This is a genomic window from Stenotrophomonas sp. SMYL89 (assembly GCF_036319985.1).
Lineage (GTDB): Bacteria > Pseudomonadota > Gammaproteobacteria > Xanthomonadales > Xanthomonadaceae > Stenotrophomonas > Stenotrophomonas maltophilia_Q.
Map to the genome: position 1 here is coordinate 174,975 of NZ_JAWIRW010000002.1, position 17,005 is coordinate 191,979.

A 17,005-nucleotide genomic window follows, 5' to 3' on the forward strand; every position below is an offset into this window, starting at 1 on the left:
GCCTACATGGACGTATTTACGGCGTCCCCCGCAACCGGACCCACCCCGCCATCCCACGGTTGCCCGGCTTTTGACGTTGACGTTGATTCCGCGGGTGCAGGGCGCAGCCCTGCCCAACCCCCTTCAGCATCCATGTCCGAATGTGGCGAGTATCGCCGCCCCCGCAGGCCTAGACTGGCGCCATGGACACCGCACTCGCCCTCGACACCGCCGCCTGCGACCGCGCCCGCCTGGCCCGTGACGCACGCTTCGACGGCGTGTTCTTCACCGCCGTGCGCAGCACCGGCATCTACTGCCGCCCTGTCTGCCCGGCGCCGCCGCCGAAACCACGCAACATCACCTACTACCCGACCGCCGCCGCGGCCGCTGCCGCCGGTTACCGCCCCTGCCTGCGCTGCCGCCCGGAACTGGCGCCGCAGGCCCAGCAGGCCCTCGCCGGGCAGACCGTACAGCGCGCCTTGGCCATCATCCATGGCGGCTTCCTGCAGGAGCAGCCGGTAGCGGACCTGGCACAGAAGATCGGACTCAGCGCGCGCCAGCTGCAGCGCCTGTTCGTCGAACATCTCGGCGCAACACCCGGGCAGATCCATGCCACCCACCGCCTGCTGCTGGCCAAGCAGTTGCTGACGGAAACCACGCTGCCAGTGACCGACGTCGCGCTGGCCGCGGGCTACAACAGCCTGCGCCGCTTCAATACCGCGTTCCTGCAGGGCTGCGGGATGGCGCCGACCGCTCTGCGTCGCCAGCATCAACCGCTGGCTGCCGATGATGGCGGCCTGGTGCTGCGCCTGGTGTATCGCCCGCCGCTGGACTTCCCACGCATGCTGGCGTTCCTGCGCAAGCGCAGCCTGCCCGGCATCGAACTGATCGGCGAAGACAGCTACCAGCGCGTGCTCGGCACGCCGGAGCGCCCCACCCTGCTGCGCGTCACCGCCGATCCGAAGCGCCCGGAGCTGCGCCTGCAGCTGGGCGCGGTGGATCCGCGCCTGATCCCGGACATCGTGCGCCGAGTACGTCGCGTTTTCGACCTCGATGCAGACCTGCAGCAGGTTCACGCCGCCCTCAACGAAGAACCCCTGCTGGCACGCGGCATCACCGAACGCCCCGGGCTGCGCGTGCCCGGCGGCTGGGATGGTTTCGAAGTGGGCGTGCGTGCGGTGCTGGGCCAGCAGGTCAGTGTCGCCGCCGCCACGACCTTTGCGCGGCGTCTGGTCGATGCATACGGGGCGCACCTGCCGGGCATGCCGTCCGAGTTCGATCGCCAGTTCCCGGCGCCCGAGATGGTGGCCGAAGCGCCACTGGAATCGATCGGCCTGCCGCGCACCCGCGCCGCCACCGTGCGTGCGCTGGCCGCCGCCTGTGCCAGTGGCCAGCTCGACTTCGGTCCCGGCCAGGCGCTCGAAGAATTCGTTGCGCGCTGTGTTGCACTGCCCGGCATCGGCCCGTGGACCGCGCAGTACATTGCCCTGCGCGGACTTGGCCAGCCCGATGCCTTCCCCGCCGGTGACCTGGTGCTGCAGCAGGTCCTCGGCCACGCGCAGGGCCAGCGCCTGAGCGAGCGTGCAACCGAAGCCCGCTCGCAATCGTGGCGCCCGTGGCGCGCCTACGCCGTGCTGCACCTGTGGCACCTGTCCGGCACTTTCGTTGGAGAACCGACATGACCCTGTTGTTCGATCGTTTCGACAGCCCTATCGGCGTGCTGACCATCGCCGGTGACGAGCGTGGGCTGTCACATGTGCTGTTCCCGGAGAACCGCCATCCGGCACGCGGCCGCGACGGCTGGCATTACGCGCCGGATGCTTTGCCGGAAGCGCGCGACCAACTGCTGCAGTTCCTGCACGGCGAGCGCAACCAGTTCGACCTGCAGCTGGCGCCACGTGGCACCCCGTTCCAGCTACGCGTGTGGCAGGCGCTGGCGCTGATCCCGTTTGGCCAGACCTGGAGTTACCTTCAGCTGGCGCAGCACCTGGGCCAACCCAGCGCGACCCGCGCGGTGGGCGCGGCGAACGGCCGCAATCCGCTGCCGATCATCCTGCCCTGCCATCGTGTGATCGGCAGCAACGGCGCGCTGACCGGTTTCGGCGGCGGGCTGGAAACCAAGGCCGCGCTGTTGCGGCTGGAACAACGCCAGGCACCGCTGTTCGCCTGAGAGTTGCTGGCCGGGCGGCGCCCGGCACCCGCAGAAGCAACGGCAACGGCCGAAGCAACAGCAGGATTCCGTGGGATGCCGTGGTGGGTCCGGTTGCGGGGGACGCCGTGAACCCTTCCATGGGGGCTTGGCCGCGGCATCCATGCCGCGGACACCCCCGCAACCGGACCCACCACGCCTTCGACAGGTTCCTGCGATCCGTCGGGATGGCCTACTGAGCGGTGGCTGGTAGGTGTCGACCTTGGTCGACAGGGTAGATCCACGCATGCGTGGATGGAAGCATCTGTAATCTGTCTGGAGAAGAGCCCCCTTGTTGTTGAACGGGGCGCGCCGACAGGCGCGGGGATAAGGAAAAATGCGCGGACACGCTGCGTCCTTCGGCGCAACGTGTCTTGGGCCGGTCATTGCACCGGCTTATCATGCGTGGATGACTTCCGTACGCCTGACCTGCGCGCTGGCGCTGCTGCTGCCATTGGCCGCCTGCACCACCGCGCCCGCCCCTTCTGCCTCTGTTCCCACCACTGCTGCAACAGCTGCACCGCCGAAGCTGCTTCTGATCTCGATTGACGGCCTGCGCGCCGATGCGCTCGATCGCGGCCTGACACCGAACCTGCAGCGACTGATCGACGGCGGGGTACGCGCGCGCTGGATGACGCCGTCGTACCCCTCCCTGACCTTCCCCAACCACTACACCATCGCCACCGGCCTGCGCCCGGACCACCACGGCATCGTCAACAACAGCATGGACGATGCAGCACTGGGACGTTTCGAACTGAGCAACCGCGAGGCGGTCACCACCAGTGGCTGGTGGGGCGGTGAGCCGATCTGGGTCAGCGCCGAGAACGTCGGCGTGCGCACCGCCACCACCTCGTGGCCGGGCAGCGAGTCGGAAATCGGCGGCGTGCGCCCGAGCCAGTGGCGCGTCTATGACGGGCAGGAGCCGCTGGAGCAGCGCGCCGGCGTCGTGCTCGACTGGCTGGCGCAGACCGATGCCGATGCGCCGCGACTGACCACGCTGTACATGGAACACGTGGACAAGGCCGGCCATCACTACGGCCCGGATTCGAAGCAGTACGCCGACGCCATCGTGCGTGCCGACCAGATCATCGGGCAGGTGCTGGACGGCCTGCGGCAGCGTGGGCTGGCATCCACCACCAACGTGATCGTGGTGTCTGACCATGGCATGGCCAGCGTGGCCGATGGCCACGTGATCGCGACCGAATCGATGGTCGATCCGGCCATCGCGCGCAATGTCAGCCAGGGCCAATCCGTAGGGTTCGCCCCTCTGCCCGGCCGTGAAACGGATGCCGAGCGCGCGCTGCTTGGCCGCCATGCGCATTACGAATGCTGGAAGAAGGAAAGCCTGCCACCGCGCTGGCATTACGGTACGCACCCGCGGGTTCCGGACATCGTCTGCGCCATGGATGAAGGCTGGGATGCGCTGCACCGCGAAAAGATCGCCAAGCGCGCCAAGCAGGAGCGGGGTTCGCATGGCTACGACAATGCGCTGCCGTCGATGCGTGCGGTGTTCGTGGCCGGCGGCCCGTCGTTCCGCCAGGGCCTGGTGATCGAGGGCTTCGACAACGTGGATGTCTACCCGCTGCTGGCCCACCTGCTGCAGGTGCCGGCTGCACCGAATGATGGCAATCCGGAAACGCTGAAGCAGACCCTGCGTTGATCGAATGTCTCCGCCGGGCATGGCCCGGCGCTACCGCGCCAATGTGGGTAGTGCCGGCCCACAGCCGGCGGACGCGGCGGCCCGGACGGCACGCATAAAAAAACGCGGCGCCAGGCGCCGCGTTTTCTTTGGACTCATCACCGGCCGGATCAGGCCTTGGCGACGGCCTTCTTCGCCACGGCCTTCTTCGCCGGAGCCTTGGCCACGGTCTTCTTGGCAACCGGGGCGGCGGCGCCTACGGCGACCTTGCTCGCGGTATGCGAACGGGCGTTGCCGTAGCTGGCGTTGTAACGCTTGCCCTTGGCGGTCTTGCGGTCACCCTTACCCATGTCTTCAACTCCTCAAGTGTGAAATCTGGTTACCCCGTACTGACACGGGTTCGGCGGGGCCGCCTTGCTGGGCGCCCCCGCGCACGATCGAAAATCCTATCACGGAGCGCCTAGTGCGCGCAGCTGGCGTCGTGCACGTGACCGTGGTTGAGGCGCAGGTTGACCAGGTGGGCCACGCCCACCAGCAGGCCGCCGATGGTCATCACCACCGCGTGCGGCACCGCGTTGTGGTGCAGCGGGTCGTACAGCACGCCCGCCCACAGCGCGACCAGGCCGGGAATCAGGAAGCCCAGCGCGCGCAACGCACCATGGCGGCGGTAGCCCCAGACCAGGCTGAACAGACCCAGCAGGGTCACGAACACCACCAGAGCCTGCTCCACGCCGTCGCTCAGCCAGAACGACAGGCCCAGCGACGGCGCCGCCGCCAGCAACACGGGGATCACCGCGCAGTGCACCGCGCACAGCATCGAACCAGTGGCACCGAAACGGTCGAGCAGGTGGCGCAGGCGTGAGGACAGGGACATGACTTCCAGCAGGGTCGGCGAATCGTTATGGAATAATATAACATCCATTCCCGACCCGCACGGTTTCCCTCCCCCTGTCCCGCTGACGGGATTCGTGCGCCCAGCGATTGATATACAGTAACAAAGGACTTCTTCATGCCCACCCACACCCCGCGGCTCAAGCCGCATTCCCTGGCCCTGGCTCTGGCCACCCTGCTGCCGTCCATTGCCTTTGCAGCCGGCCAGGACACCTCCCATCGTGACCGCCACCTGACTGAACTGTCGTCGGTGCAGGTGACTGCTTCGCCGCTGCAGGGCGATGCCGAATCGCTGGCGCGCCCGGTTGACGTGCTGGCTGGCGAGCGCCTGGACGAGCAGAAGGCCGGTACCCTCGGCGACACCGTGGCCAAGCTGCCGGGTGTGCAGAGCACCTTCTTCGGTCCCGGTGTCGGCCGCCCGATCATCCGCGGCCAGGAAGGCCCGCGCGTGGCCGTGCTGTCCAACGGCATGGGCAACATGGATGCGTCCACCGTCAGTGCGGACCATGCCACCAGCATCGAGCCGTTCCTGGCCGACCAGATCGAAGTGCTGAAGGGCCCGGCCACGCTGCTGTTCGGCAGCGGTGCCATCGGTGGTGCGGTCAACGTGGTCGATGGCCGCATCGCGCGCGAACTGCCCGAGCGTCCGCTGAGCGGCCGCGCCGAGCTGCGTGGCAATTCGGTGAACAACGAGCGCAGCGGCATGTTCCGCCTCGATGGCGTCACCGGCAATGTCGTGCTTCATGTGGACGGCCTGGTACGCAATGGCGACGACTACCGCATTCCCGGCTATGCGGTGATCGACAGCCTGGAAGACCACCACGACGACCACGACCACGCGGGCGAGGAGGGCGAAGAGCCGCGCCGCGGCCGCCTCGACAACAGCTCCATCCGTACCCGCGCCGGTGGCGTCGGCGCGACCTGGCTGGGCGACGGCGGCTACTTCGGCGTGTCGGCCAGCACCTACCGCACCAACTACGGCATTCCCAACGGAGCGCACGTGCACGCCGATGGCGACGATCACGGCCATGACCACGGCCACGACCATGGCGACGAAGAGGAAGGCGGCGACGAGCATGACGTGCGCATCGACATGGTGCAGAACCGCTTCGAGACCAAGGCTGGCATCTACAACCCGGTCTCCTTCCTGAAGAACATCAACGCACGCGTGGCCTACACCGACTACGAGCACGTGGAACTGGAGGCCGGCACGCCCTCCACCCGCTTCACCAACCGTGGCATCGAGGCACGCCTGGAAGCGGTGCAACAGCAGATCGGCGGCTGGGATGGCGCGTTCGGCCTGCAGTTCGGCAACAGTGATTTCGGCGCCAAGGGTGAAGAGGCGTTCGTACCGGATACCGGTACGAAGAACATCGGCCTGTTCGTGCTGCAGGAAAAGCAGTTCGGCCCGTTCAAGCTGGAACTGGGCGGCCGCCACGATCAGGTCAAGCTGGACCCGACCGGTGACTACCGCCGTCGCACGTTCGGCGCCACCAACCTGTCTGCCGCTGGCATCTGGAAGCTCAACGATGCCGTTGATCTGCGCATCGGCGTGGACAGCTCCGAGCGTGCACCGACCAACGAAGAGCTGTATGCCGCCGGCGCGCACATCGCCACCCGCTCGCTGGAAATCGGCGATGCCAACCTGAAGACCGAGCGCGGCCAGCGCGTGGAACTGGGTATCCACACCCACAGCGAACGCCTGGACTTCTCGGCGTCGGTCTATCAAACGAAGTTCAAGGACTTCATCTACCTGGCCGACACCGGCGTAACCGAAGGCCTGCCGGTTCGTGCATGGACCCAGCAGGACGCGGTGTTCCGCGGTGCCGAGGCCGAAGCGCTGGTGCACCTGTTCGAGGGCGGTGCCGGTGACTGGGACCTGCGACTGTTCGGTGACTACGTGAAGGCCAAGCTGGACGGCAGCGGCAGCCGCACCCTCGACTTCGCCGTGCCGCACGGCGACCACAACCACAACTACAGCGTGGAACTGGCCAACACCGGCTACCTGCCGCGGATCGCCCCGGCCCGCGTCGGTGCCGACCTGCGCTGGTCGAAGGATGGCTGGCGCGCCTCGGTCGGTGCGGTGCGTTACAGCCGCCAGAAGGACGTCGCGCAGAACGAGGAGCCGAGCAACGGCTACACCCTGGTCGATGCGCACCTGGCCTACCGTTGGGATCGCAACGCCAGCAACAGCTACGAAGTCTTCCTGGATGGCAGCAACCTGACCAACCGCGAAGTGCGTCCGCATACCTCGCTGCTGCGCGACTACTCGCCGCTGCCTGGCCGTGGTGTCGCATTCGGCATCCGCGCGTTCTTCTGATCGCGCGCCGGCGTCGTAGCTTTACCTGAGGGGGCCGAAAGGCCCCCTTTTTCTGTCGCATATGGCATGAACTGGTGAAAGCGGCGCACTACCGACGCGTCACGATCTGCTGCGCGGCTAGACTCAGCCGGCGTCAATTCAATAGACAAACTGAGCGGAAACACCTGCATGGCCATAAGTCTCGATGCCGAACTGGAAGAACGCTTCCTTGCAATCGCCAGGCGCGGGAGAACCGCTTGGCTGGCCGGCGATATTGCGGAGGCAGAGCATCGCTTCCTTGAAAGCTGGGACATGATTCCGGAGCCGAAATCTGCTTATGACTACGGCCAGATTACATCGTATGGAATAGCTGTCTTCTATCGCGATACGGCCCAGTTTGAGAAGGCCAGAAAGTGGGCGATGGTCGCCAGAGACATCTATGGAGAAGGCGAAGCTGCGAGCGTGTCCATGGACGAACTCGCCGCCACCATCCACTTCGAGTCCGGAGACCTGGATGGGGCCTACACACTATTTGAACCGCACTACCGGAAGTACGGCCGTCGTGTTTTTGAGGGCCATAAGAAGGGGTTCATTGATTTCATCAAGAGCAGGAAGAAAACTGGAAAGGTGGATCAGTGAGCCGCTAGCCAGCTCCCATCCGCTCCAGATACTCATCCACGCACGGCGTGGATCTACTGCACCCTCCGGGAGCCATGGGGTTCCTACATATCGCTGCGACGCCATCACGCACTCGTCACAAAGATGTGCGTACCACAACAAGCGGACAATCCCGTCACTCAAAGTCTCGCCAATCGGACATTTTTGTCCGAAAATAATTCCATGACCGCCCAACGTGCCGATGCTGCTGCCCGCCGTGCCCTCATCCTCGACGCCGCCGATCATGTGTTCGGCCAACACGGTGTCACCGCCCCTCTGGACCTGGTGGTTGAACGTGCCCAGGTAGGCCGCGCCACCCTGTACCGCAACTTCCCCGACCGCACCGCGCTGATCCAGGCGTTGCTGCAACGCACGGTCGACCGGATCCGGCGCCAGGTCGAACAGCTCGGCGACCGCGACGATGCCCTGTTCGAGGTGTTCGAGGGCATGGCCCAGCGCATCATCGATTCACCGGCGCTGGCCGATTACTGGCGCGCCGTCGATTCGGATGTGCCAGCCATGCGCACCGCGCGCGAAACCGTGCGCGACCTGCTGGAGGTGCCGATCGCCCGCGCCAAGGTAGCCGGCCTGTGCCGGGCCGATCTGGAAAAGACGGATATTTCACTGATCTCGGGCATGCTGGGGGCGGCCCTGCGCGGCAAAACCCGCGACGAGCGTGCCCAGTTGGCCGGGCGTGCCCTGCAGCTGCTGCGCGGGGGTCTCCAGGGAGCAGCCAGCGAGGCCCGCTGATGGTCCAGCCGTATCTGAAGCCGGTTCCGGATTGGGAGGAGCACGAGAAGCCGACCATGCCCGGTTCGGCATCGATGCCCTGGCATCCGCCGTATCGGCGCGTGGCCTATGCACTGGTGTCGCTGCTGGTGGCGATCACCGGCGGCCTCGGCAATGCGCTGGTGACCGCCAACCTGCCGTTCCTGCAGGGCCAGCTGGCGCTGACCCCGACCCAGGGCAGCTGGCTGGTGGCGGCCTATGCAATGGTCAACGTCACGGCCAACCTGCTGGCCTTCAAGTTCCGCCAGCAGTACGGCATCCGCCTGTTCGCAGAGATCGGGCTGGGCCTGTATGCGGCGCTGGCGGTGCTGCACCTGTTCGTCGGCAGCTTCGAGACCACGATGCTGACCCGTGCCGCCAGCGGCTTCGCTGGCGCGGCCTGTTCGACCCTGGGCACGCTGTACATGTTGCAGGCGCTGCCGCGGCGGTTCACCGGCAATCTGCTGGTGGTCGGGGTCGGCCTTTCGCAGCTGGCGGTGCCGATCGCCTGGATCGTTTCGCCAGGCCTGGTCGATACCGGCCAGTGGCACCAGCTGTATTCCTTCGAAGCCGGCCTGGCGCTGTGTGCATTTGCAGCCGTGGTGGTGCTGAAGCTGCCGCCCGGCATCCAGATCAAGGCCTTCGAACCGCTGGACTTCCTCACCTTCGCGCTGCTGGCACCGGCGGTCGCGCTGCTGGTGATCGTGCTGGCGCAGGGCTACACGCGCTGGTGGCTCAACACGCCATGGCTGGGCTGGGCACTGGTCGCCTCGATCGTGCTGTCCACCACCGCCTTCATCATCGAGCACTACCGGCGCAATCCGCTGCTGCAGATCCGCTGGCTGTCGAAGCTGCCGGTACTGCACTTCATCGTCGGTGCCTTTCTGATCCGCTTCCTCACCACCGAGCAGTCCTATGGCGTCGTCAACCTGATGCGCACGCTGGGCATGGGGCCTGACCAGATGCGCCCGCTGTTCGTGGTGATACTGGCGGGCGTGGTCACTGGCATCGCCGGAGCATCACTTACCTTCGGCCCGAAGCGGCTGATCCCCCAGCTGCTGATGGCGATCCTGCTGCTGGGCGCCGCCGCCTTCTTCGACCAGCATCGCACCAGCATGGATCGGCCGCACGACTTCTATGCCAGCCAGTTCCTGGCCTCGGTCGGCGCCGGCATGTTCATGGGCCCGTTGATCATGCTCGGCATTTCCGCCGCTCTGAAACAGGGCGTGGATCACATGATCACCTTCCTGGTAACGCTGTCGATCACGCAGACCCTGGGGGGCCTGGCCGGATCGGCGGTGCTGGGTACCTTCCAGCTGCATCGCGAACAGCTGTACTCCAGCGCGCTGACCAGCCAGCTCGACCCGGCCGATCCTGTGGTGGCGCAGCGCCTGCGTATCCAGCAGCAGCTGTACGCTGCCCAGATCACCGATCCGGTGCTGCGCAGCGCGCAGGGCAGCGCGCAGCTGGCGCAGACGACGCGCCGCGAAGCCAACGTGCGCGGCTTCAATGATGTGTTCACGCTGAGTGGCTGGCTGGCCATCGGCTTCCTGTGCTGGTTGCTGCTGTTGTCGGTGCGCACCGCCGTGCTCAAGCAATGGCGCAAGCGCCATCCCACGTCCCCTGCCGTGGCCACGCCGGCCGCGCCCCGCTGAGTCCAACCCCATGCCTCCCGTTCCGCCCCGCACCGACGACGACAACGTCACCCCACCGCCACCGACGGACGCCGCTCCCGCGCCCACGCCAGTCGAACCTGCCGTGGCGCCGAAGTACCTCAAGCCCAGCGCGCGCAGCGTGGTGGTGATGGTGGTCGTGGCCCTGCTGGGCATCGCGCTGATCCTGCGCGCGTGGCACCTGTGGCCGTTCACCAGCACGGTGATGGTGACCGACAATGCGTATGTGCGCGGGCAGATCACGGTGATGGCGCCGCAGGTGAACGGCTATGTGACCGAGGTGCTGGTGAAGGACTTCCAGCACGTGAAGGAGGGCGCGCCGCTGCTGCGCATCGATGACCGCATCTACGCACAGCGTGTCGCGCAGGCACAGGCAACGCTGGACAGCGCGCGCGCGGCGCTCGCCAACTCCGACCAGTCGCAGGCCCAGAACCGCGCACAGATCGCCTCCGCGCATGCAACGCTGTCGGCCGGCCAGGCCGAACTGCAGCGCGCGCGCAACGAGCTGAAGCGCTACGAGGAACTGGCCGCGCAGCAGTTGGTGTCGATCAATGACCGCGACAAGTTCCGCACCACCCAGGCGTCGGCACAGGCCAGCGTCCAGCAGTCACAGGCGCAGATCCGCATTGCCGAGGAAACCCTGGTATCGACCCAGGTCGCGCGCAAGAGCCTGGAGGCGCAGGTGGAGAGCGCACAGGCGCAGCTGGAACTGGCGCGCATCGATCTGGCCAATACCGTGATCCACGCGCCGCGCGACGGCCAGATCAGTGAAGCCAGCGTGCGCGTGGGCCAGTACGTCGCGGCCGGTTCTCAGCTGCTGTTCCTGGTGCCTGACACGCTGTGGGTGGTGGCCAACTACAAGGAAGGCCAGACCTGGGGAATGGCCATCGGCCAGCCGGCCACGTTCTCTGTGGACGCGTTCCAGGGCCAGGTGCTGCGTGGCCGCGTGCAGGAGATCGCCCCGGCCACCGGGTCGGAATTCAGCGTGCTGCGCCCGGACAATGCCAGCGGCAACTTCACCAAGGTGGTGCAGCGGCTGCCGGTACGGATTTCGATCAATGAAGGCCAGAAGCTGGCCGCAGAGTTGCGGCCTGGCATGTCGGTGATCGTGCGGGTGGATACCGCAAGCAAGCCGATGGACTAGGACGCGACCCTGCAGGACTCGGCTTGGTAGAGACGGCTTGGTAGAGTCGACTGTCAGTCGACTATCGCGCAGCGCGGGGTACTCGTGGGCTTCACGGAAGAGCAGTCGACTAACAGTCGACTCTACCGCCGACCGACTCTACCGCCGACACGATCAGCCCGCGCAGCGCGCGCAGAGCCCGTGCACTTCCAGGGTCTGTGCCTGCGGCTGGAAGCCCAGCTCCTTGGCACGCTTTTCCAGCTGGGTGACGATCTCGCGGTCTTCCAGTTCCACTGCGCTGTGGCAGCTGTTGCAGATCAGGAACGGCACCGAATGCGCGGCGCTGCTGGGGTGATGGCAGGCCACGAATGCATTCACCGACTCCAGCTTGTGCACGAAGCCATTGGCCATCAGGAAGTCCAGCGCGCGGTACACGGTGGGCGGGGCATCAGCGCCCACGCCCTTGCCGTTGCGCACCCATTCCAGCAGCTCGTAGGCTTTGACCGGCTTGCCGGCCTCGGCGATCAGCTTCAGCACGTTGGCGCGGATCGGGGTCAGGCGCAGCCCGCGTTCGCGCGAGACGCGCTCGACCACCGCCACGAAATCCGATGCGTCATGGACGTGGTGGTGCGGGGCGGTACAGGCAGTGGCGGTCTTGGCGGGCATGCGTGTTCTCCGGTTCGGGCCTGGCAAGGATGCCTCAGGCCGTTGCTACCTTGGTGATGGCCACATCAATGCGTTTCAAGGCCTGCTCGCGGCCGGCCAGGTACACGGTATGGGAAATGTCAGGGCTGACCTGGGTGCCGGTGATGGCCACGCGCAGCGGCTGGGCAACCTTGCCCATTCCGATCTCCAGCGCCGCGGCGGCATCATGCAGGGCCACGCCCACCGACTCGGCGGTCCATTCCGGCAGGGCTGCCAGCAGCTCGCGGGCCTTGCCCAGCGCCACCTCGGCGCCGGCCTTGAAGTGCTTGGCCACGGCGGCTTCGTCGTACTCGGTCAGCGGCTGGTACCAGACCACGGCCTTCTCGGCCATTTCCTTCAGGGTCTGCACGCGTTCACGCAGGGCGATCACCACATCCTCCGGGGCCGGGCCGGCGGCCACGTCCAGGCCCAGCTTCTGCAGCTGGTAGACCAGGTGCGGCACGATGGCGGCCACGTCCTCGGTCTTCAGGAAGTGCTGGTTGACCCAGCCCAGCTTGGCCATATCCAGGCGCGAGGCCTTGGAGTTGCAGTCCTTCACGTCGAACAGCTCGATCAACTCCTGGCGGCTGAACAGCTCCTGGTCACCGTGCGACCAGCCTAGGCGGGCCAGGTAGCTCAGCAGCGCATCAGGCAGGTAGCCGGCGTCCTTGTACTGCATCACGTCGGCCGCGCCGGTGCGCTTGGACAGCTTGGCGCCCTGCTCGTCCAGGATCATCGGCATGTGGCCGAACTTCGGCACCGGCGCGCCGATGCCTTCGTACAGGTTGATCTGGCGCGGGGTGTTGTTGATGTGGTCGTCGCCGCGGATCACCTCGGTGATGCCCATGTCCCAGTCGTCCACCACCACCGCGAAGTTGTAGGTGGGGTAGCCGTCCGGGCGGAAGATGACCATGTCATCCAGCTCGCTGTTGGCGATCTCGATGCGGCCCTTGATCAGGTCGTCGAACACCACCGTACCTTCCAGCGGGTTCTTGAAGCGGATGACGCGGTTCGGGTCGTCCTTGCGCGGCAGGCCCAGCTCGCGCGCAGCGCCGTTGTAGCGCGGCTTCTCCTGCTTGGCCATCGCGGCCTCGCGCATCGCATCCAGCTCTTCGCGGGTCTCGTAGGCGTAGTACGCCTTGCCGTCGGCCACCAGCTGCTCGGCCACTTCCAGGTAACGGGCGACGCGGTCGGTCTGGTAGATCGGGCCCTCGTCGTAGTCCAGGCCCAGCCACTCCATCGCCTCCAGGATGGCGTCGATCGCGCCCTGGGTGCTGCGTTCACGATCGGTATCCTCGATGCGCAGCACGAACTCGCCGCCACGGTGGCGGGCCTCCAGCCAGCAGTACAGCGCAGTGCGGGCACCACCGATGTGCAGGTAGCCGGTGGGACTGGGGGCGAAGCGGGTGCGGCAGGTCATGGACGGCTCGAGGAACGGGAATCCCCCGATTTTACCAGCCCTCCGCCCCCGACGGAAAAAGGGGACGGAGGGGATTAAGTCGCGATTGCCCAGCCTCTGGGCGCTGCAACCGGGAAACGGAGGGGAGAAACGACTTAATCCCCTCCGTCCCCTTTTACGGTTCCTGCTTGCGCGGGAAGGACTGCTCGCGCATGGCGGCGTTGTAGGCGAACGAGGCGACGATGGCGGCGGCCTGCTTCAGGTCTTCCGGTTCGGCGTGGTCCCAGGTATCCAGGTGGCTGTGGTGGACATTGGTGAAGTAGTCCAGCCGGTCCTGGATGAACTGGAAGCCCGGCAGGCCGATGCGGTCGAAGCTGATGTGGTCGGTGCTGCCGGTGTTGCGAGTGGCCACGGTAGTGGCGCCCACGTCATGGAACGGCGCCAGCCAGGCTTCGAAGATCGGCATCGCCGCCAGGTTCTCCTGCGCATAGATGCCACGGAACCGGCCCGAGCCGTTGTCCATGTTGAAGTAGACCTGGAACTTGTCGTAGTCGCGGGTCTTCTGCAATGCACCGGTCGGCTCGCGCAGCGAGGCCGGCAGTGCCTTCTGTGCCGCGTCGGTGGGTTCCGGGAAACGACCGAAGTGCTTGGCCACATAGGCCTGCGAACCAATCAGGCCCTGTTCCTCGCCGCTCCACAGCGCCACGCGGATGGTGCGCTTCGGCTTGGCGCCGGTGGCCTTGAGGATGCGCATCGCCTCCATCATCACTGCCACGCCGGCCGCGTTGTCGGCCGCACCGGTACCGCTGTGCCACGAATCCAGGTGCGCGCCGATCATCACCACTTCGTCGGGCCTGCTGCTGCCGCGGATCTCGGCCAGCGTGTTGTAACCCGGCTGGTCGGCCTGGTCGGTGAAACGCGCGGCCACATCCACGCGCAGGCGCACGGTCTGCTTGGCCTCCAGCGCGCGCACCAGTGGATTGAAGTGCTCGCTGATCATCGCCAGCTCGGGGATGCCCACCGATTCACCGGCCTTGCGCGAACCACCACCGGCAACGCGGATGATGCCGTTGTCCCAGCTGCTGATACTGATCGAGGCCAGCGCGCCCTCTTCCACGAAGAACGCATTGACCTTGGTCGCCAGCTGCTGGCGTTCCTGGTACTCCTTGACCCGCTTGGCACGTTCGGCGGTGGCGTCCTTGTCCTTGGGCAGGGTGAACTCCTGCAGGCCCTCCAGCGAGGTGGCGTCATGCCGGTGCGAATCGGGCTCGGTGCCGCGCTTGTACTCGCGCGCCTGGCCCAGCAGCAGGATCTTGTCGCGCAGCTTGCCGCGGTACTTCTCGATGTCTTCCGGCTTCTTTATCTCGACCTGGACCAACTCGCCTTCGACCGGGCCCTTGGTGCCCGGCGTCCAGGCCTTGGGCAGCGCATGCAGCGGCTGCACGCGGTCACCCAGCATTTCCACGCTGGCCGAGGTGAACTCCCAGCCACGGCCGAAATCATCGAAGGCTTCGTCGTGGACGTTGTCCAGCTTCCATTCGTTGAACTTGCCGCGGGTCCAGGCATTGGCGCGGCCCATCGCCGGCGAATTGGTCAGGCGCGGGCCGATGCGCTCGGTGAGATAGCTGAAGGTGTCCATCACCTGCGAACGATGGAAGGCCTCCTGGCGGATGCGGCTGACCATGTCCAGGTCCACCGTTTCGCGCTGCTGCGCCCCTGCATTGCCACCCATCACCAGCGCTGCGGCCAGCACGCCCCACTTCAACACATCGCACCCCTGCCCTTCGGCTCGATCATCAACCCATCGAGTCTAGCCAGCAGGGGCGCGGCGATACCGTCCCATCGGTCATGGACAGCAGTAGATCCACGCCATGCGTGGATGAACAGCCGAATCATCCATTCCACCCCAACCACAACTGCGCCCGCTCCGGCAGCAACAGCAACCAATGCCGCCGGTCGATGCTGCTGCAGCCGAACACCGCCGCATGCGCCGGCCAGTCATCCGGCAGGCCGCCGATGCCGATCTCGGCCAGCGCCTCTGCCCCGGCCTTCCATGGCCGGTAGCGCGGCACCCGGCCGGCCACCGCGCCGCGTCCCTGCCGCGCGCCCTGCAGCCAGGCCAGCCCCTTGCCCTGCAATCCCTCGCAGGTGACCGGCGCCAGCTGGAAGCGGACCAGGCCGGGCGCAATCCGTGCCCCCGGCAGGGCCGCCAGCACGCCATGCGCCTGCAGCAGTGCATCCACTTCCAGCAGGGCCGGAATGCCCTGCCGTGCCCGTTGCCGCAATCCCTGGCGCCAGCCCATGGCGTACTCCTTACTTCAGTTCCGCGCCAAGCGCGTACCAGTCGACCCGGCGGGTCACCCACATCGCCAGTGCCAGGATCACGAACAGCAGCAGCGAACCCATCAGCAGCGCGTTGTTCTCCGACACCAGCAGGCCGTACAGCGCGCCATACAGCACGGTCAGCAGCGCGGCGAAGCCGAGGCCGCGCTTCCAGTGCCCCAGCACGTTGGCCAGATACACCGCCTGCAGGCCGATACAGGCCACCGCCGACACCAGGTAGGCCTTCCAGAATGCGATGTGCTCGGACAGGCTGATCAGCAGCAGGAAGAAGATCGCCAGCGCCAGGCCCACCATCAGGTACTGCAGCGGGTGGATGCGCAGCGACTTGATCAACTCGAACAGGATGAAGCCCACGAACGTCAGCAGCACGAACAGCACGCCATACTTCGAGGCGCGATCGGCCTGGGTGTAAGCATCGACCGGATCGACCAGCGAAACGGTCACCGCCTGCGATTCGACCGCACCGTCATTGCGCAGCTGGCGCTGTGCGTCGGAGGCCAGCGAGGACACCGCCCAGCGCGCATCGAAGCCCTGCGCATCGACGCGGCGCTCGTTGGGCAGGAAGGCACCGCTGAACGACGGGTGCGGCCAGCTCGAACGCAGCGCGATGTGGGTGTCATCGCCCACCGGCACCACCGACAGCATGCGGCTTCCGTCCAGGCGCAGCTCCAGCTCCACGGTGCTGGCGGCCAGCGTGCCGCCATGGTCTTCGGCGAATCCGGCCACCGGTGCATGCAGGCCGCGGCCGACTTCGCTGGCGGCGCCGACGCCCGGCAGCAGGCGCAGCTGCTTGCCATCCACGCGCAGGTTGGGCGTACCGACCAGGCCGCGCACATCGGAAACCCCCACCGCCACGTACGGTTGACCGTAGCTGCGGCCGGCCTTCACCGGGTAATCGTCTTCGGCGAAGGTTGCCTTCATCTGGCCGTTCCAGCTGTACACCGGCACCTTGAACAGGCCGACCTCACGCTGGCTCGGCAGCATTTCGCCGCCGACCTCCAGCGACGCCGGCATCTGCAGCCAGTGCCCTTCGGTGACCTGTACCTCGGTCTTCTTGACGCCCAGCGGGTCGACCAGCTCAACCTGCTTGCGCTCCACCCACGGCACCACCCGCACCGGGCCGACCAGCTGCTGTGCACCGGCGCGGCTGTCGGCCACCCGCGCGAAGGCCTCGTCGCGGTACGCACTGCGTTCGTTGATGACCCCGCGGATCATCGTCAGCGGAACCAGCAGCAGCAGGATCAGCCCGCCGACAATGGCGAACCGCAGCAGCATCTTCAGGGATTTCATGGTCCATCCTCGTTGGAGAGGGCTGCAGGATGGACCGCTGCAGTGAGCAGGGTTTGTGGCGAATTTGAAGCG

General features: G+C 66.5%; 15 protein-coding genes. 8 read left to right on the forward strand and 7 right to left on the reverse strand.

Translation table 11 applies throughout. From position 1 onward, the window contains the following. Positions 1-182: 182 nt before the first annotated feature. The 3 genes from V3B41_RS03525 to V3B41_RS03535 all read left to right on the forward strand — a co-directional run bounded on the left by V3B41_RS03525 (position 183) and on the right by V3B41_RS03535 (position 3,827). The gene (locus V3B41_RS03525; RefSeq protein WP_100443643.1) at positions 183-1,661 is read left to right on the forward strand and encodes a DNA-3-methyladenine glycosylase 2; all 1,479 of its coding nucleotides are present in this window, start codon (positions 183-185) and stop codon (positions 1,659-1,661) included. Beyond that, a complete protein-coding gene (locus tag V3B41_RS03530; RefSeq protein WP_049432187.1) occupies positions 1,658-2,149 on the forward strand; it encodes a methylated-DNA--[protein]-cysteine S-methyltransferase in 492 nt (163 codons plus the stop codon). Before V3B41_RS03525 ends, V3B41_RS03530 begins: the two co-directional genes overlap by 4 nt. A 427-nt stretch (positions 2,150-2,576) precedes the next feature. Next, on the forward strand, positions 2,577-3,827 hold the full coding sequence (locus V3B41_RS03535; RefSeq protein ID WP_329860107.1) for an ectonucleotide pyrophosphatase/phosphodiesterase: 1,251 nt from the start codon (positions 2,577-2,579) through the stop codon (positions 3,825-3,827). Between the two features lie 149 nt (positions 3,828-3,976). Here V3B41_RS03535 and V3B41_RS03540 read toward each other — a convergent pair whose 3' ends face one another. Next, the gene (locus tag V3B41_RS03540; protein ID WP_004150462.1) at positions 3,977-4,156 is read right to left on the reverse strand and encodes a 30S ribosomal protein THX; all 180 of its coding nucleotides are present in this window, start codon (positions 4,154-4,156) and stop codon (positions 3,977-3,979) included. 110 nt (positions 4,157-4,266) lie between these two features. Then, positions 4,267-4,680, reverse strand: a complete 414-nt coding sequence (locus V3B41_RS03545; protein WP_008264835.1) for a MerC domain-containing protein — start codon at positions 4,678-4,680, stop codon at positions 4,267-4,269. A gap of 135 nt (positions 4,681-4,815) precedes the next feature. On the opposite strand from V3B41_RS03545, the gene V3B41_RS03550 reads away from it, so the two are divergent. The 5 genes from V3B41_RS03550 to V3B41_RS03570 all read left to right on the forward strand — a co-directional run bounded on the left by V3B41_RS03550 (position 4,816) and on the right by V3B41_RS03570 (position 11,238). Continuing rightward, a complete protein-coding gene (locus V3B41_RS03550; protein ID WP_329860109.1) occupies positions 4,816-7,017 on the forward strand; it encodes a TonB-dependent receptor in 2,202 nt (733 codons plus the stop codon). A 168-nt stretch (positions 7,018-7,185) separates the two neighbouring features. Next, complete coding sequence (locus tag V3B41_RS03555) at positions 7,186-7,635, forward strand: hypothetical protein (protein ID WP_049411306.1); 450 nt, start codon at positions 7,186-7,188, stop codon at positions 7,633-7,635. 201 nt (positions 7,636-7,836) lie between these two features. Further along, positions 7,837-8,403, forward strand: coding sequence for a TetR/AcrR family transcriptional regulator (locus V3B41_RS03560; RefSeq protein ID WP_197619947.1), 567 nt, complete (start codon positions 7,837-7,839; stop codon positions 8,401-8,403). Then, positions 8,403-10,076 carry an MFS transporter gene (locus V3B41_RS03565; RefSeq protein ID WP_197619948.1) on the forward strand — a complete coding sequence of 558 codons (1,674 nt, stop codon included), beginning with the start codon at positions 8,403-8,405 and terminating at the stop codon, positions 10,074-10,076. The genes V3B41_RS03560 and V3B41_RS03565 overlap by 1 nt, the downstream gene beginning before the upstream one ends. 10 nt (positions 10,077-10,086) lie before the next feature. Beyond that, entirely contained in the window at positions 10,087-11,238 is a 1,152-nt protein-coding gene (locus V3B41_RS03570; RefSeq protein ID WP_197619949.1) for an HlyD family secretion protein, read from the forward strand. Positions 11,239-11,391: 153 nt separating this feature from the next. Here the strand turns inward: V3B41_RS03570 and V3B41_RS03575 are convergent, their stop codons facing one another. From V3B41_RS03575 to creD, 5 genes are all read right to left on the reverse strand, one after another. After that, positions 11,392-11,883, reverse strand: coding sequence for a Fur family transcriptional regulator (locus tag V3B41_RS03575; protein WP_004150412.1), 492 nt, complete (start codon positions 11,881-11,883; stop codon positions 11,392-11,394). A gap of 34 nt (positions 11,884-11,917) precedes the next feature. After that, complete coding sequence (gene gltX, locus V3B41_RS03580; RefSeq protein ID WP_049433881.1) at positions 11,918-13,321, reverse strand: glutamate--tRNA ligase; 1,404 nt, start codon at positions 13,319-13,321, stop codon at positions 11,918-11,920. Positions 13,322-13,475: 154 nt separating this feature from the next. Continuing rightward, positions 13,476-15,068 (reverse strand): M20/M25/M40 family metallo-hydrolase, encoded by a 1,593-nt coding sequence (locus tag V3B41_RS03585; RefSeq protein ID WP_329860113.1) that lies wholly within the window; start codon positions 15,066-15,068, stop codon positions 13,476-13,478. Between the two features lie 124 nt (positions 15,069-15,192). Further along, positions 15,193-15,603, reverse strand: coding sequence for a hypothetical protein (locus V3B41_RS03590; protein ID WP_295549435.1), 411 nt, complete (start codon positions 15,601-15,603; stop codon positions 15,193-15,195). A gap of 10 nt (positions 15,604-15,613) precedes the next feature. After that, on the reverse strand, positions 15,614-16,933 hold the full coding sequence (gene creD, locus V3B41_RS03595; protein WP_295549439.1) for a cell envelope integrity protein CreD: 1,320 nt from the start codon (positions 16,931-16,933) through the stop codon (positions 15,614-15,616). Between the last annotated feature and the right edge of the window lie 72 nt (positions 16,934-17,005).

Excerpts from the sequence above, each read along its gene's own strand:
- V3B41_RS03590 (WP_295549435.1), bottom strand. The coding sequence starts at position 15,603 with ATGGGCTGGCGCCAGGGATTGCGGCAACGGGCACGGCAGGGCATTCCG.
- V3B41_RS03565 (WP_197619948.1), top strand. The coding sequence starts at position 8,403 with ATGGTCCAGCCGTATCTGAAGCCGGTTCCGGATTGGGAGGAGCACGAG.
- V3B41_RS03530 (WP_049432187.1), top strand. The coding sequence starts at position 1,658 with ATGACCCTGTTGTTCGATCGTTTCGACAGCCCTATCGGCGTGCTGACC.
- gltX (WP_049433881.1), bottom strand. The coding sequence starts at position 13,321 with ATGACCTGCCGCACCCGCTTCGCCCCCAGTCCCACCGGCTACCTGCAC.
- creD (WP_295549439.1), bottom strand. The coding sequence starts at position 16,933 with ATGAAATCCCTGAAGATGCTGCTGCGGTTCGCCATTGTCGGCGGGCTG.
- V3B41_RS03535 (WP_329860107.1), top strand. The coding sequence starts at position 2,577 with ATGACTTCCGTACGCCTGACCTGCGCGCTGGCGCTGCTGCTGCCATTG.
- V3B41_RS03525 (WP_100443643.1), top strand. The coding sequence starts at position 183 with ATGGACACCGCACTCGCCCTCGACACCGCCGCCTGCGACCGCGCCCGC.
- V3B41_RS03555 (WP_049411306.1), top strand. The coding sequence starts at position 7,186 with ATGGCCATAAGTCTCGATGCCGAACTGGAAGAACGCTTCCTTGCAATC.
- V3B41_RS03545 (WP_008264835.1), bottom strand. The coding sequence starts at position 4,680 with ATGTCCCTGTCCTCACGCCTGCGCCACCTGCTCGACCGTTTCGGTGCC.
- V3B41_RS03575 (WP_004150412.1), bottom strand. The coding sequence starts at position 11,883 with ATGCCCGCCAAGACCGCCACTGCCTGTACCGCCCCGCACCACCACGTC.
- V3B41_RS03540 (WP_004150462.1), bottom strand. The coding sequence starts at position 4,156 with ATGGGTAAGGGTGACCGCAAGACCGCCAAGGGCAAGCGTTACAACGCC.
- V3B41_RS03560 (WP_197619947.1), top strand. The coding sequence starts at position 7,837 with ATGACCGCCCAACGTGCCGATGCTGCTGCCCGCCGTGCCCTCATCCTC.
- V3B41_RS03570 (WP_197619949.1), top strand. The coding sequence starts at position 10,087 with ATGCCTCCCGTTCCGCCCCGCACCGACGACGACAACGTCACCCCACCG.
- V3B41_RS03550 (WP_329860109.1), top strand. The coding sequence starts at position 4,816 with ATGCCCACCCACACCCCGCGGCTCAAGCCGCATTCCCTGGCCCTGGCT.